Consider the following 13673-nt stretch of genomic DNA (forward strand, 5'->3'; position numbering starts at 1 on the left):
CCGTCATGTGTACTTGTTAGACAATTTGAGGGCGCCACGGAGTTGTGACGCCTAACACAATCTGGAGACACATGTTTCAGCAGATCCTCGACCCCATCGCCGGGTCCCTACTGATTTCAGCCCTCTGCGCGGCTTTTCCGCTCATCCTGCTCTTCGTCCTTCTGGGCGTCTTCAAGGTCAAGGCCCCCATAGCGGCCCTGGCCAGCCTGGCGCTGTCCCTCGTGCTGGCCGTCGTCGGCTGGCGGATGCCCGCCGGCCAGGCCCTGGCCGCCACCGCCGCCGGCATGTTCTACGGCCTGTTCCCCATCCTGTGGATCCTGGTCAACGCGCTGTGGATCTACCGGCTCACCGTGGCCACGCCGTGGTTTGAAGTGCTGGGCCGGACCATCCGGTCCATTTCCAACGACCTGCGGATCCTCTCGATCCTGATCGCCTTCTGTTTCGGCGCGCTGCTGGAGTCCCTGGCCGGCTTCGGCGCCCCCGTGGCCATCTCGGCGGCAATGCTGATGGCGGCGGGCATGAAGCCGCTGAAGTCGGCCGTGGTCTCGCTGCTGGCCAACACCGCACCGGTGGCCTTTGGTGCCATGGCCGCGCCGATCATCGCCCTGAACGGCGTCACCGGCCTGCCGCTGCATGACCTGTCCTCGATGGCCGGCCGCCAGACGCCCTTCATCGCCCTGATCGTGCCCCTGCTTCTCGTCTTCATCGTGGACGGCAAGCGCGGCCTGAAGCAGACCTGGCCCGTTGCCCTGGTGGCCGGCGCTGCCTTCGGGGCCGCGCAGTTCGTCACCTCCAACTACCTCGCCGTCGAACTGACGGACGTGGTGGCCGCCGTCGTCACCGTGGCCGCCGTCCTGCTGATGCTGAAGGTCTGGCAGCCGGCAGAAAACGTTGGCATCGGAGGTGCCGTGGAGGCTGCTCCGGAAGCCGCGCATGCTGGGGCCGGCGCCCGCGCGGGTGCCCGCTCCGCCGGGTCAACAAGCGGACCGGCTGCCCCGGCCGCAGGAACCGCCGCCGCAGCCGGCGCCAGCATTCCCACTGACAACTCCCGGCCCGCGCCGCGCCAGATCTGGATGGCGATCGCCCCCTACCTGATCATCATCGCGGTCTTCTCGGTGGCCCAGATTCCCGCGGTCAAGGCATGGCTGAGCCAGGTTGGCAGCGTGACGTTCGCCTGGCCCGGCCTGGACATCACCGATTCCGCCGGCAAGCCCGTGGCGGCCACAAAGTTCAAGCTGGACCACCTCAAGGCCACCGGCACCCTGCTCCTGCTCTCCGGCATCATCACCATGGCGCTCTACAAGATCACCGCATCGCAGGGCCTGCGCATTTACCGGGACACCCTGGTGCAGCTCCGGTGGACCATCGTCACCGTGACCGCCGTCCTTGGACTGTCCTTCGTCATGAACCTGTCCGGCCAGACCACCACGCTGGGCTTCGCCCTCGCCTCGGCCGGCGGCTTCTTCGCCCTGCTCTCGCCGCTGATCGGCTGGATCGGTGTTGCCCTGACCGGCTCGGACACCTCCTCCAACTCGCTGTTCGGGCAGATGCAGGCCACCGCCGCCCAGCAGACCGGACTGTCGCCGGTGCTGATGGCAGCTTCCAACTCCTCCGCGGGCGTGATGGGCAAGATGCTGTCGCTGCAGAACCTGGCTGTCGCCTCGGCAGCGGTGGGCCTTGACGGCGCCGAGGGGACCCTCTTCCGCAAGCTCGTCGGCTGGAGCCTGGGCCTCCTGGCCCTCATCACCGTGCTGATCTTCCTGCAGTCCACCCCCGTCCTGGGCTGGATGGTTCCCTGATGGTGTCCCTGGACCTCGCCGGCCTCCGCGCGGCAGTCAATGATCCCGCCCAGGTCAAAACCCGGGCCATCGACCTCCATGCCAATGCCCATGACGCCTCGCACTTCCTGCTCATCCCGCAGGCCGTGGTGACGGCCGGCAGCGCGGCGGACGTGGGCGGGCTCCTGCGCGCGAGCGCTGAGCAGGGCGTCCCGCTGACGTTCCGCTCGGGCGGCACCAGCCTCAGCGGCCAGGCGGTCACCGACGGCGTGCTGGTGGACGTGCGGCGCAACTTCAGGGACGTTGAAGTGCTCGACGGCGGCGCGCGGGTCCGCGTGCAGCCGGGCGTCACCGTGCGGGCGCTGAACGCGCGGCTGGCACCGTACGGGCGCAAGTTCGGCCCGGATCCGGCCAGCGAGGCGGCCTGCACGGTGGGCGGGGTGGTGGCCAACAACTCGTCCGGGATGAACTGCGGCACCGTGGACAACGCCTACCGGACGCTGGAGTCCCTGACGGTGGTGCTGCCCTCGGGCACGGTCATCGACACCGGGGCGCCGGACGCGGACCAGAAGCTGCGGACGCTGGAGCCGGAACTGTACGAAGGCCTGGCGCAGCTGGCCGCCCGGGTGCGCGGCAACAGCGAGTCCGTGCGCCGGATCCGGCAGCAGTTCTCCATGAAGAACACCATGGGCTACGGCCTGAACTCGCTGCTGGACCACAGCACCCCGGTGGACATCATGGCCCACCTGATCGTGGGCAGCGAAGGCACGCTGGGCTTCGTGGCGGAGGCGGTGTTCCGCACCATCCCGCGGCTGCAGCACGCCGCCACGGGCCTGCTGGTCTTCCCGGACCTGCAGGCCGCGAACGCGGCGCTGCCGGAACTGGTGGGGACCGGCGCGGCCACGGTGGAACTCATGGACGCCCTGTCCCTGAAGGTGGGCCAGGCGCTGAAGGGGACTCCCGCCGTCGTACGCGATCTTGTGGTGCGGGACCACGCCGCGCTGCTGGTTGAATACTCGGCCGAAGGGCCGGACGAACTGGCCGCCCTGCGGCTGGGCGGCGAGGGCGTCCTGGCGGGGCTGAACCTCTCGGCCGAGGCCCGGTTCACCGGTGACGCCGCGGCGCGGGCCGGGCTCTGGCACCTCCGCAAGGGCCTGTACGCCTCGGTGGCCGGCGCCCGCCCGCAGGGGACCACGGCCCTCCTGGAGGACATTGTGGTGCCCGTGCCGGCGCTGGGCCGGACGTGCCGGGAACTGATCGGGCTGTTCGACAAGTACAGCTACAGCAACAGCGTGATCTTCGGCCACGCGAAGGACGGCAACGTCCACTTCATGCTCACGGACGGGTTCGCCACGGCCGAGGAGCTGGACAGGTACAGCTCGTTCACGGAGGACATGGTGGATTTGGTCCTGGGCGAAGGCGGCTCGCTCAAGGCCGAGCACGGCACCGGCCGGGTGATGGCGCCCTACGTCCGGCGGCAGTACGGGGACGAACTGTACGGCGTGATGCGCAGGATCAAGCAGCTGTTCGATCCGGCCGGGATGCTGAACCCGGGCGTCATCATGGACGACGATCCGCAGGCGCACCTGCGCCACATCAAGACGGCGCCGCCGGTGGCGGAGGAGGTGGACCGCTGCGTCTCCTGCGGCTACTGCGAGCCGGTGTGCCCCAGCAAGGACCTGACGCTGACGCCGCGGCAGCGGATCGTCACCCTGCGCGCCATCGAATCCGCGCGCCTGGCCGGGGACACGGCGCTGGTGAAGCAGCTGGAAAAGGACTACGACTACGAGTCCGTGCAGACCTGCGCGGTGGACGGCATGTGCCAGACCGCCTGTCCCGTGGACATCAACACCGGCCTGCTGGTGAAGCGGATCAGGCGTTCGGATGCCGGGCCCGTGGCGAACGGCGCCTGGAACGCCGCGGCGAAGCACTGGGAAGGCGTCACCCGCGGCGCCTCGCTGGCCCTGACCGTGGTGGACAAGCTGCCCGCTGCGGCCGTGGCCGCGCCCAACAAGGCCGCCCGGGCGGTCCTGGGGACGGACACGGTGCCGCTGCACTCGCCGGAGCTGCCGGGCGGCGGTTCCGTGCGGAAGCGTCCGACGCCGGACGGGGCGCCGGACGCCGTCTACTTCCCCGCGTGCGTGGGGACGATGTTCGGGCCGGCGGGCCAGGCCGGCCCAGGCCAGGCAGGTTCTGCCGGCGCGTCTGCAGGCCGCGGCGTCCAGTACAGCTTCGAGCAGCTGTGCGGGCGCGCGGGCATCACCCTGCTGGTGCCGGCGGGCATTGACGGGCTCTGCTGCGGCACCCCCTGGTCCTCCAAGGGCATGGTGGCCGGCCAGGCGACCATGCAGGAGAAAACCATCGCCGCGCTCCGGGAGGCCACCCGGGACGGCGAACTGGCCATCGTCTGCGATGCGTCCTCCTGCACCGAGGGCTTGCGCCAGGCCGTGGAGTCGGACGTTCCGCTGGCGGGCCAGCGGCCGCTGCGGATCGTGGACGCCGTGGACTTCGCCGCCGAGCACATCCTGCCCAAGCTGCCGGAGCACGCAAAGCTCGAGTCGCTGGCCCTGCACCCCACCTGCTCCTCCACGCGCATGGGGATCAACGGCTCCCTGGATGCGGTGGCGGCTGCGGTGGCGGAGAAGGTGGATGTTCCGGTGAACTGGGGCTGCTGCGCGTTCGCGGGGGACCGGGGCATGCTCCACCCCGAGCTCACCGCGTCCGCCACCCGGAAGCAGGGGGAGGAAGTCGCGGAAATGGGGGCGGCGGCCCATGCCTCCTGCAACCGGACCTGCGAACTGGGCATGACCCGGGCAACCGGCGAACAGTACCGGCATGTGCTGGAGCTGCTGGAAGAGGTGACCCGGTAACCCCCACCCACCCCCGCCCGGGACGCTCTCTCACTTGACGTGTGTTTTTGACCGACCCTCTATCACTTGACGTGTGTTTTTGACCGACCCTCTATCAGTCGCCGTGCGGGAGGTGAAAAAGCGTTCGGGAAAAAGCCGCAGTAAGTGATCGAGCGTTTGGCGGCCAGCCGTACCTTCCTGCCCAGTTGCATTCGGGGAGACACCCTCCAAAAGCGGGACACGCCGTCGTTCGCGGCGCGTTGCACGGGGGCGGGGAGGGCGCCCGGGCAGGAACGCACGACGACGGCGCGCGGCTGCCGCGTCAGCCGGGCGGAGCGGTGACGTTTCACGCAGGGCTGCCGACTTGGTATTCTCTGAGAGGTCATGCAGCGGCCTCTCAGAGTTTCCCGGGGGTCCCGTCTGTGACCGCGCCGCTGTCCGCATGGCCACGACTGCCCTCCACCCCCCGCCAATAGGCACCTCGCCATCGTGCGCAGGTATGCCGGCGCCATGGGATCCACTGTGCAGAAAACAACGTTTTCGCGCCCCTGCAGGGACCCACGGACCGGCGGGGATATGGCCTCGGAATCCTATTGGGGGTTGGGCCATATCCTTCGCCCCGCCGTACGGGTTTGGCATTTGATTTGAATAAACCCCGGACCTATGCTTTTTCCAGGCGCCCCGATGTATCCCCCAATAACATCGGGGCGCTTCCATGTCCGCAGGAATACCGGCGTCAGCTGGCTCATTCGCCAAGCTGCAGCGTAGACTGTAACGCCCCCGTAACGCGTCCCAGAACCTGAGGGCTGCACTCGGGGGGCTTGCTACGAAGTATGGATGAAGCCGCGTGGGCGCGTTCCTGCCCAGTTGCTGTCTGGCGAGGGGCGGTCCAGAGGTGCGACGCGCCGCCGTCGTCCTCGGCGCGCCGCACCCCGTGCCAGGAAGGTAACCGGGCAGGAACGCACGACGGCGGTGCGCGCCGGTGCGGGGGAAGTACCGGATTGGCCGGATTGATAGAGCGCGTCAGGCGCCTGCCCAGCGACGCAGCGTGCTGTTGATGAGGCCGATGAGCACTGCAGTCCACCAGCAGGTCTGGGAAACGGTCAGTGCGATCAGGAGTCGAAGCCGCAGCCTCTTTGTCAGCTCGCTGAAGCGTGTGCTCGGCGGGAGCGCAAGCAGCCGGTGCATGGCCGGTGCGATGCTGAGGCCGTTGAGCATCAGCACTAGGACGGCCACGAGTTTGACCACTGTGACCGTGCTGGTCAGGTCAGGGCTGATCAGGGCGCCTGAAACCAGCAGCAGGGCGAGGCCGCCCCAAATGAGCGGCTTTGCGGCGGCCTCAAGCTTCCCGGACTCGTGCATTTCCATCTTGCCAAGCAGCCACAGCAGTCCCAGCCAGTCGACCACCAGGATGGTGCCGAACGACAGCACCAGGGCGAGGATGTGAACGGCAAGGCCGATCCGGTGGAGTTCCGGCCCGCAGTCCACGTAATGCCCCACGAGCACCGAAGCCAGCCATCCGGCCGTGCACAGCACCCCGAGGAGGACCAGTCGCTGCCTGTGGCGGCGTGACAACGGTGCCGGCGGGCGCGCCGGTCCTGTTTCCGGGGCGCCCGCCTCCGGCGTGCCCGGCCGGAGCGCCACGCCTGTCATCGCCGAACCCGGCTTCGCCGCCCGCCGAAGCGCCGCGAACGGGTGGAAAGTGACATGTGGAACCTAGCTCAGCTCGACGTCTTTGAACTCCACGGTGGTGCCCTCAATCAGGGGCGGCGTGTCGGACTCTTCGCCGTGGCGGTTGAACGCGGGGACGCCGAGGGTGGCGCGCACTGTATAGGTCCCTGCTTCCGGCACGGTGAAGTTGTTGGCGTAGTGATAGAAGGTGGAGTAGTAGAAATTCAGTTCCATCGACTGGACCACCTTGTCCTGGGCGTCTACCACCTCCAGCGTGATCGGCACGTCGGGGACGATCCTGCCGGTCGAGGCCTCGACAGGAATGATCTCGATGTGGTGGGTCTCGCCGGCTTCCGGCGCACGGAAATGCGTACCGTGCTCGTCAAACCACGGCTCGGCCGCCTCGGTGATCAGATTGACGGTCCATTCCCCGGACTCGACGGTCTTGCCCTTTTCGGCAAGCTCATCGGCCAGTACCTGGTACTGCTCCTGAACGCCGGCGGGAACCGTGAACGCATCTTCCTTTGCGGCTTGGGTGTTGGCGGCGGCTTGGGTGCCGCAACCGGTCAGGGCGAGGAGGACAAGGGGGGTGACCACTGCGGCCAGGGCATGACGAAGCAACGTAAGTCCTTTGGTTGGGGTGCTGTAACAAGTGCGGACGCTAATAAGGCCCGCATGGGGAGGGTAGGCAGGGGCAGCGGGCCTTGCCGCGTACGCCAAGGTTAGCCTTACCTAATTAGGAAGATTACCCGTCCCAGTGAATTATGCAAACTTTCCATGCGCTAATTCGGCTAAGTGTTACGGCGGGGTGCAGGAGCGTTGGGCGAAAGGCCGCATCAAGTGAGAGAGCGTTGCTTCCGCAGGCAGCGGGCCTTGCCTACTCGCCCGGCAAGGCCCGCTACCTCAGCACCTCCAACTATCCGTCCCTGAACTCGGCGGACATGGGTGCCGTCAGTTGGCCACCGTGAAGGGAATCACCGTCACGCCGGAGTTGGTTGAACCCAGCGTGTTGTCGCGGCACGATGTGCGCAGGTGCAGCTTGTGCACGCCGTTGGCCAGGGTCCGGGTGTCAATGGACAGGGGAGCGGCCCCAAAAGGTTCGGGCCCGTAGGGGCCGGCGGCGTCCCGCAGTACGGTTCCGGGGCGTGCCGGGGACGCATGGAAGTCCGGGTCGATCGCGATGAATGAGCGGGTGGCCGGGAGTGAGCCGTCAGGATGGGTGGTGAGCCCCACTACTGGCGTCCAGATGCCTGAAACCGGGCCGTCGGGAAGGGGGAGGCTGCGGACCGAGGCCTCGCAGTACTCGGCGTGCGTGTACCAGCCCTTGCCGCGCAGGAAGGCGTACCTCGAGACGTTCGACGGGGACTTTCCGTTTTGGATGCCCACCTGCCAGTTGAAGCTGGCGACCATTTGCTTGCTGTCCGGCTCCGGGACGAACGCGCGGAAGCGGACTTCCTGCAGGCCGGAATGGTTGAACGAAGAGATCGGCTGCGAGAACGTCAGCCACCGCTCACAGGTGCCGGAGCACACAAAATCGCCTTTGCCGTTGCTTGCAGGCCCCGGGCAGCTGAAGTTTGCCGCGGTGGCCCGCAAGTAGCATTTTTGGACGGTTGTTTCATTGTCTGAGGTTTTGAACACCATGGAGACGTAGTTCGCCTTGCCGGGGTTGTCGTGGAGAACCACCCTCACTTTGACGGTGAGGTTGCCCGAACTGATCGTTTCGCGCTCAGGTATGCACGCCCCCAGGTGCAGGTGGCCGGAGTTGGTGGTGGTGTTGTTTGCTTGATCCGCTTCCGGCACCCACCATGCCTGGGTGTCCACGAACTGCCGCGTTTCGGCGTAGCTCGTCCCGTCGGCTGCAGGTGCGCCTATGCACGGCCCCGGTGCGGCCTGGGCCGTACCAGGAACCAGCGCTGGCATGCCAAGGCAGGCCAGCGCAACAGCACTCATCAATACCAGGAACCGTCTCATGATCATCCGTTCTTAGAAGTCGGCATCCGACGTCCGTGCAAACACCGGTTTCATGGAGGCCCGGCGTCGAGCGATGCAGGAAAACTGTGTGCGGGCTGGGAGCAGTCGGCGGCGCCCAAACGCCGACGTGAGGAGACCTTAGGCTGTCATTAGGCCCGGTAGGGCGTGGCCAGTATATGTGCGCGGTGTAGGCCGGGCGGGACATTTCGTAGACATTACAGACCGTGGCCGAGCACCTTTCGCAGGAGGTGATGGGGTGCTGGCTTCGGGAGCCGACGCTGTTCGCTACTACCCGGGAGTAGGTTACCTTTGACAGCAACTGTTTATGGGTATGGGAGGATACGTGGACGGTCATGCAGCGGCTGTTCGCCCGGATATTTCGGCTCAGAGGATCTTTGAGCTGGCCAGGTGCGCAATTCTTGTTCTGGAACGCAAAAGCGGTGTCATTATCTCGGCCAATCCTTTCGCGGGGGCGTTGTTCGGGCGTAGTTCCGGAAGCCTTGAGGGAATACCCATAACGTCGTTGCTTCCGGAGTGGCACACCCGGATAACGGCTGATGTGTGCCCGGCGGCTGGTCCCGCCGGGGACGCCGGAGTATTCCATACGCGGGGACAGTGGGTAGGGGGCCACAGCTTTTCTGTGGAAGTCGGTTTTGCCGGGACGGGGCAGGAACCCTGTGTTGTTTTGACCATCCGCGAACTGCGGGAGAACGAGGGCGGAACGGCCGACCTGCAGAACCTGGTTTCCCTTCTAAATGCGACGTTGGAGTCCACCGCTGACGGGTTGCTGGTGGTCGGGCTGGATGGCCGCATTACCGGCATCAACGCCAATTTCGCTTCCATGTGGAGGATCCCGCGCACCATTCTGGCTACCCATGACGACCAGGCAGTCATCGGCCTGGTCGTTGACCAACTGCAGGAGCCGGAGGCGTTCCTGGCAAAGGTGCGTGAGCTGTACGACCGCCCGCAGGCCGAAAGTCTGGACATCCTGGAGTTCAAAGACGGCAGGGTGTTCGAGCGGTTTTCGCGTCCGCAGATGATCGCGGACCGGATCGTCGGGCGCGTTTGGAGTTTCCGGGACATCACTGCCCGGCGCCAGGCCGAAATCAAAGCCGACCGGGCCCTTGAAGATCTTGCCAGCAGGGCCGATGAACTGCGGAAGCTAGCGTTCACGGATGCCCTGACAGGACTCGGCAACCGGGCACTCTTCAACGACGAGCTGAGGAAGGCCGCTGCGGCAGGCGCCCAGGAATTATCCCTGCTGCTGCTGGACCTGGACGACTTCAAGGAAATCAATGATGTCCACGGTCACCAGTGCGGGGACGGGATGCTCATCGAGCTGGCACGGCGCATCCGCGGCGTGGTTCGCAGGGAGGACATTGTTGCCAGGATTGGCGGAGATGAGTTCGTGGTGCTCCTCCCTGGCGGGAGTGACGCGGAAGCGGTCGCGGGCAGGCTCGTTGACCTGGCCCAGCGTCCCATTGACGTGGGCGGGGTCCAACTTGCCGTCAGCCTGAGCGTCGGAATTGCGGGATGTGGTTCAAATTGTTCCGATCAGGACGGTGGAGTGGACCTTCTGAGGCGAGCGGATATCGCTATGTATGCTGCAAAGTCTGCAGGCAAGAACCGTTTCGTCCGCTTCGACCCCGGGATGATGAGCAAACTCGTCGAACGCGCGGCCCTGCAGGACAATCTCCGGAAGGCAATTGCCGGCGACGCGATCGTGCCCTTCTACCAAATTGTGGTGGCGCGGACCGGGGAGGTCTGCCAAGTGGAGGCGCTGGCCCGCTGGCAGCATGAGGGTGGGATACGGCTGCCGTCTGACTTCATACCCCATGCAGAAGCGACCGGCCTGATCCGGGACCTGGGGACCATGATGCTGACCAAGGTGTCCGCGGACATGGCCGCCTGGCTTGGCGCTGACGCCGAGCGCAGCATCGCCGTCAACGTCTCCGGGCTGGAGCTCCGCGATGTGGACTACGCGGAATCGGTGTTGGAAATTCTGCGGACCGCCGGGATCAACCCCGGGCAACTTGTCCTTGAGGTCACGGAGAGCGTCTTCCTGGAAGAGGAGTGCGGGGTCATTGCCCAGTTGGCGGAACTGCGCCGGCATGGCGTGAGGATTGCCGTTGACGATTTCGGCACCGGTTACTCATCTTTCGGACGCCTGCAGGAATTGCCCGTGGACGCGGTCAAACTCGATAAATCGTTTACGCACCGCATTGCCGGGCCGGACGCGCACTCACCAATCATCATCTCGATGGTGGACATGGCCCACAACCTCGGCATGACGGTAACCGCCGAAGGAATTGAAACCCGGGAGCAGGCTGATTACCTGAACAGCATCGGCTGCGACCACCAGCAGGGGTATCTCTACGGCCGGCCCCAGCCGGCCGGCAACCTCCCCGCGGCCACCCTGGACACGTTGGAACCCTAGTCCCCGATCCACGCGAAGCTGCCGGCGCACCGCATGCCCGGCGCTTGACGGGGTCCGGCGCTCCCGCATATCCTGAACGAACGGTCGGTAAATAATTCCGACCGCCCCCGAAGGTCTTTGCATAGGAGCAACCATGGCAGCGCAGAACTTGCAGTCAGTGCCGGCTGAGCGAACGGCTGGAACCAGCGAAACGGCAGACGCGGCGGGCCAGGCCAACTTCGACCGCGTTATCGCCGAGGACTCGCGCATCGAGCCCCGGGACTGGATGCCTGCGGCCTACCGCAAGACCCTGCTGCGCCAGATCTCCCAGCACGCCCACTCCGAGATCATCGGCATGCAGCCGGAGGCCAACTGGATTTCCCGCGCCCCCAGCCTGAAGCGCAAGGCCATCCTCATGGCCAAGGTCCAGGACGAGGCCGGCCACGGGCTGTACCTCTACTCCGCCGCCGAGACCCTGGGCCAGAACCGGGACGAGATGACGGACGCGCTGATCGCCGGCAAGGCCCGCTACTCGAGCATCTTCAACTACCCCGCGCTGACCTGGGCGGACATGGGCGCCATCGGCTGGCTGGTGGACGGCGCTGCCATCTGCAACCAGGTCCCGCTGTGCCGCGCCTCCTACGGCCCCTACGGCCGCGCCATGGTGCGCATCTGCAAGGAAGAGTCCTTCCACCAGCGCCAGGGCTTCGAGATCCTGCTGGAACTCTCCAACGGCACCCCCGCGCAGAAGCAGATGGCCCAGGACGCCGTGAACCGCTGGTACGCCCCGGCCCTGATGATGTTCGGCCCGCCGGATGACGATTCGCCCAACTCCAAGCAGTCCATGGCCTGGAACATCAAGCGCTTCAGCAACGACGAACTCCGCAGCCGCTTCGTGGGCATGATGGTGGAGCAGGTCAGGGTCCTGGGCCTCACCCTCCCGGATGACCAGATCCGCTACAACGAGGACACGAAGAAGTGGGAGCACGGCCCGCTGGACTGGCACGAGTTCCACGAAGTGCTCGCCGGCCGCGGCCCCTGCAACTCCCAGCGGCTTGAGCGCCGCAGGCAGGCGCACGACGACGGCGCGTGGGTCCGCGAGGCAGCGGCCGCCTATGCAGCAAAACAGGCAGCAAAGCAGTCAATGACGACGAAGGAATACGCAGCATGACCCCCCACGGCAACCCCGAAGCCCCCGCCAGCTCGGCAACGGAAATCAACCGCGACGCCCCGAAGGCATCCCCGGCTCCGCAGGAGCACCACGACCGCTCCGCCTGGGGCCTCTGGGAGGTCTTCGTCCGGTCCAGCCGCGGCCTGAGCCACGTCCACGCCGGCTCCCTGCACGCACCGGATGCCGCCATGGCCCTGCGCAATGCCCGGGACCTCTACACCCGCCGCAACGAGGGCGTGTCCATCTGGGTTGTCCCCGCGGATGCCATCGCCGCCAGCGATCCGGACGCCAAGGGCTCGTTCTTCGAATCGCCCCAGGGCAAGGACTACCGCCACGCCACGTACTACACCAAGAGCGAAGGGGTGAAGCACCTGTGAGCGGCCACGGCGACATCTCCACCGGCGTGGCCGGCGACAGCAACGCCTCCGCCACCCGCATCACCCCAGGCAACGCGCTCCGCCCGGAGGATATCGCGCTCGAGGTCCGCACCGGCCTGGCCAAGCCGTCCGAAGACACCGCCGAGTACGCGCTGCGCCTGGGCGACGACGCCCTGATCCTGGCCCAGCGCCTGGGCCACTGGATTTCCCGCGCACCCGAGCTGGAGGAGGACATCGCCCTGGGCAACATCGCCCTGGACCAGCTGGGCCACGCCCGCTCCTTCCTCAGCTACGCCGGCGGCGCCCTCACAAAAGAGGACGGAACGCCCAAGTCCGAGGATGACCTCGCCTACTTCCGCCGCGAGCACGAGTTCCGCAGCGTCCAGCTGTTCGAGCAGCCCAACGGCGACTTCGCGGCCACGATTGCCCGCCAGTTCGTGGTGAGCTACTACCAGTTCCTCCTCTACGGCAAGCTGACCGAATCAAAGGACGCCACCCTGGCCGCCATCGCCGCGAAGGCCGTGAAGGAAGTGGACTACCACCGCGACCACGCCGCCCAGTGGATCCTGCGCCTGGCCGGCGGCACGGAGGAATCCCGTACCCGGATGATCCACGGCCTGCGCATCATGTGGCCGTACGTTGAGGAACTCTTCCGCGACGACGACCTGACGGGCCGCCTCACGGAGGCGGGCATCGCCGTCGCGCCTTCCTCGCTCAAGGAGGACTTTGACCGGCTGACCGGCGAAGTCCTGGCCGAGGCCGGGCTGGAGGTCCCGGACGTTCCCGCTGCACCCGGCGGCGGCCGGCAGGGCAGGCATTCCGAGTACCTCGGCTACATCCTGGCCGAGATGCAGGTGCTGGCCCGCGAACACCCCGGAGCAAGCTGGTGACCGTCATGGACATGTACATTTCCGATTTCGAGTCGAGGACCCAGACGCCGCGGCAGAAGGCCTGGGACATCGCGGCCACGGTTGTGGACCCGGAAATCCCGGTGCTCAGCATCGAGGACCTGGGGATCCTGCGGAATGTCGCAGTGACGAAGGAACACGGGACTGACCACGTAAAAGTCACCATTACGCCCACGTACTCGGGCTGCCCGGCCATGGACGCCATCCGCGACGACCTGAAGACCGCGTTCGCCCAGGAAGGCTACGCGGACGTGGAGGTGGACCTGGTCCTCGCCCCGGCCTGGACCACGGACTGGATGACGGAAGCCGGCAAGCAGAAGCTGCGGGAATACGGCATCGCACCGCCCACGGGCATGAGCCACGCGGCACGCCACGCCGGGCCCATCCGCCTGAAAATGGCCGTCAAGTGCCCGCAGTGCGCCAGCCTGAACACCAAAGAGCTCACCCGCTTCGGCTCCACCTCCTGCAAGGCGCTGTACGTCTGCCAGGACTGCAAGGAACCGTTCGACTACTTCAAAGTGCTGTAAGGAAG

The 13673-nt window shown here is 66.5% G+C and carries 10 protein-coding genes; 7 read left to right on the forward strand and 3 right to left on the reverse strand.

Annotated features, from left to right (window positions below):
- The first annotated feature begins 71 nt into the window (after window positions 1-71).
- Both GK109_RS14360 and GK109_RS14365 read left to right on the forward strand, forming a co-directional pair.
- Window positions 72-1799 carry an L-lactate permease gene (locus GK109_RS14360; protein WP_157241398.1) on the forward strand — a complete coding sequence of 576 codons (1728 nt, stop codon included), beginning with the start codon at window positions 72-74 and terminating at the stop codon, window positions 1797-1799.
- Window positions 1799-4648 carry an FAD-binding and (Fe-S)-binding domain-containing protein gene (locus GK109_RS14365; protein WP_157241400.1) on the forward strand — a complete coding sequence of 950 codons (2850 nt, stop codon included), beginning with the start codon at window positions 1799-1801 and terminating at the stop codon, window positions 4646-4648. The genes GK109_RS14360 and GK109_RS14365 overlap by 1 nt, the downstream gene beginning before the upstream one ends.
- A 1002-nt stretch (window positions 4649-5650) precedes the next feature.
- On the opposite strand, the gene GK109_RS14370 is transcribed toward GK109_RS14365, so the two are convergent.
- The 3 genes from GK109_RS14370 to GK109_RS14380 all read right to left on the reverse strand — a co-directional run bounded on the left by GK109_RS14370 (window position 5651) and on the right by GK109_RS14380 (window position 8269).
- Window positions 5651-6280, reverse strand: a complete 630-nt coding sequence (locus GK109_RS14370; RefSeq protein ID WP_231754866.1) for a hypothetical protein — start codon at window positions 6278-6280, stop codon at window positions 5651-5653.
- Between the two features lie 63 nt (window positions 6281-6343).
- Window positions 6344-6895 carry an iron transporter gene (locus tag GK109_RS14375; protein ID WP_157241402.1) on the reverse strand — a complete coding sequence of 184 codons (552 nt, stop codon included), beginning with the start codon at window positions 6893-6895 and terminating at the stop codon, window positions 6344-6346.
- A gap of 354 nt (window positions 6896-7249) precedes the next feature.
- Window positions 7250-8269 (reverse strand): hypothetical protein, encoded by a 1020-nt coding sequence (locus GK109_RS14380; protein WP_157241404.1) that lies wholly within the window; start codon window positions 8267-8269, stop codon window positions 7250-7252.
- Between the two features lie 331 nt (window positions 8270-8600).
- Here GK109_RS14380 and GK109_RS14385 point away from each other — a divergent pair, with 331 nt between their 5' ends.
- The 5 genes from GK109_RS14385 (at window position 8601) to paaD (ending at window position 13668) form a co-directional block, all read left to right on the forward strand.
- Window positions 8601-10706: a putative bifunctional diguanylate cyclase/phosphodiesterase gene (locus tag GK109_RS14385; RefSeq protein ID WP_370460784.1), complete on the forward strand. Its 2106-nt coding sequence runs from the start codon at window positions 8601-8603 to the stop codon at window positions 10704-10706.
- A 133-nt stretch (window positions 10707-10839) separates the two neighbouring features.
- Entirely contained in the window at window positions 10840-11856 is a 1017-nt protein-coding gene (gene paaA / locus GK109_RS14390; protein WP_157241408.1) for a 1,2-phenylacetyl-CoA epoxidase subunit PaaA, read from the forward strand.
- Window positions 11853-12233 (forward strand): 1,2-phenylacetyl-CoA epoxidase subunit PaaB, encoded by a 381-nt coding sequence (gene paaB, locus GK109_RS14395; protein WP_157241410.1) that lies wholly within the window; start codon window positions 11853-11855, stop codon window positions 12231-12233. The genes paaA and paaB overlap by 4 nt, the downstream gene beginning before the upstream one ends.
- On the forward strand, window positions 12230-13123 hold the full coding sequence (paaC, locus tag GK109_RS14400; RefSeq protein ID WP_370460596.1) for a 1,2-phenylacetyl-CoA epoxidase subunit PaaC: 894 nt from the start codon (window positions 12230-12232) through the stop codon (window positions 13121-13123). The genes paaB and paaC overlap by 4 nt, the downstream gene beginning before the upstream one ends.
- 11 nt (window positions 13124-13134) lie before the next feature.
- Window positions 13135-13668: a 1,2-phenylacetyl-CoA epoxidase subunit PaaD gene (paaD, locus tag GK109_RS14405; RefSeq protein WP_157242970.1), complete on the forward strand. Its 534-nt coding sequence runs from the start codon at window positions 13135-13137 to the stop codon at window positions 13666-13668.
- Window positions 13669-13673 lie beyond the last annotated feature (5 nt).

The sequence above is a fragment of the Pseudarthrobacter sp. GA104 genome, assembly GCF_009741265.1.
GTDB lineage: Bacteria > Actinomycetota > Actinomycetes > Actinomycetales > Micrococcaceae > Arthrobacter.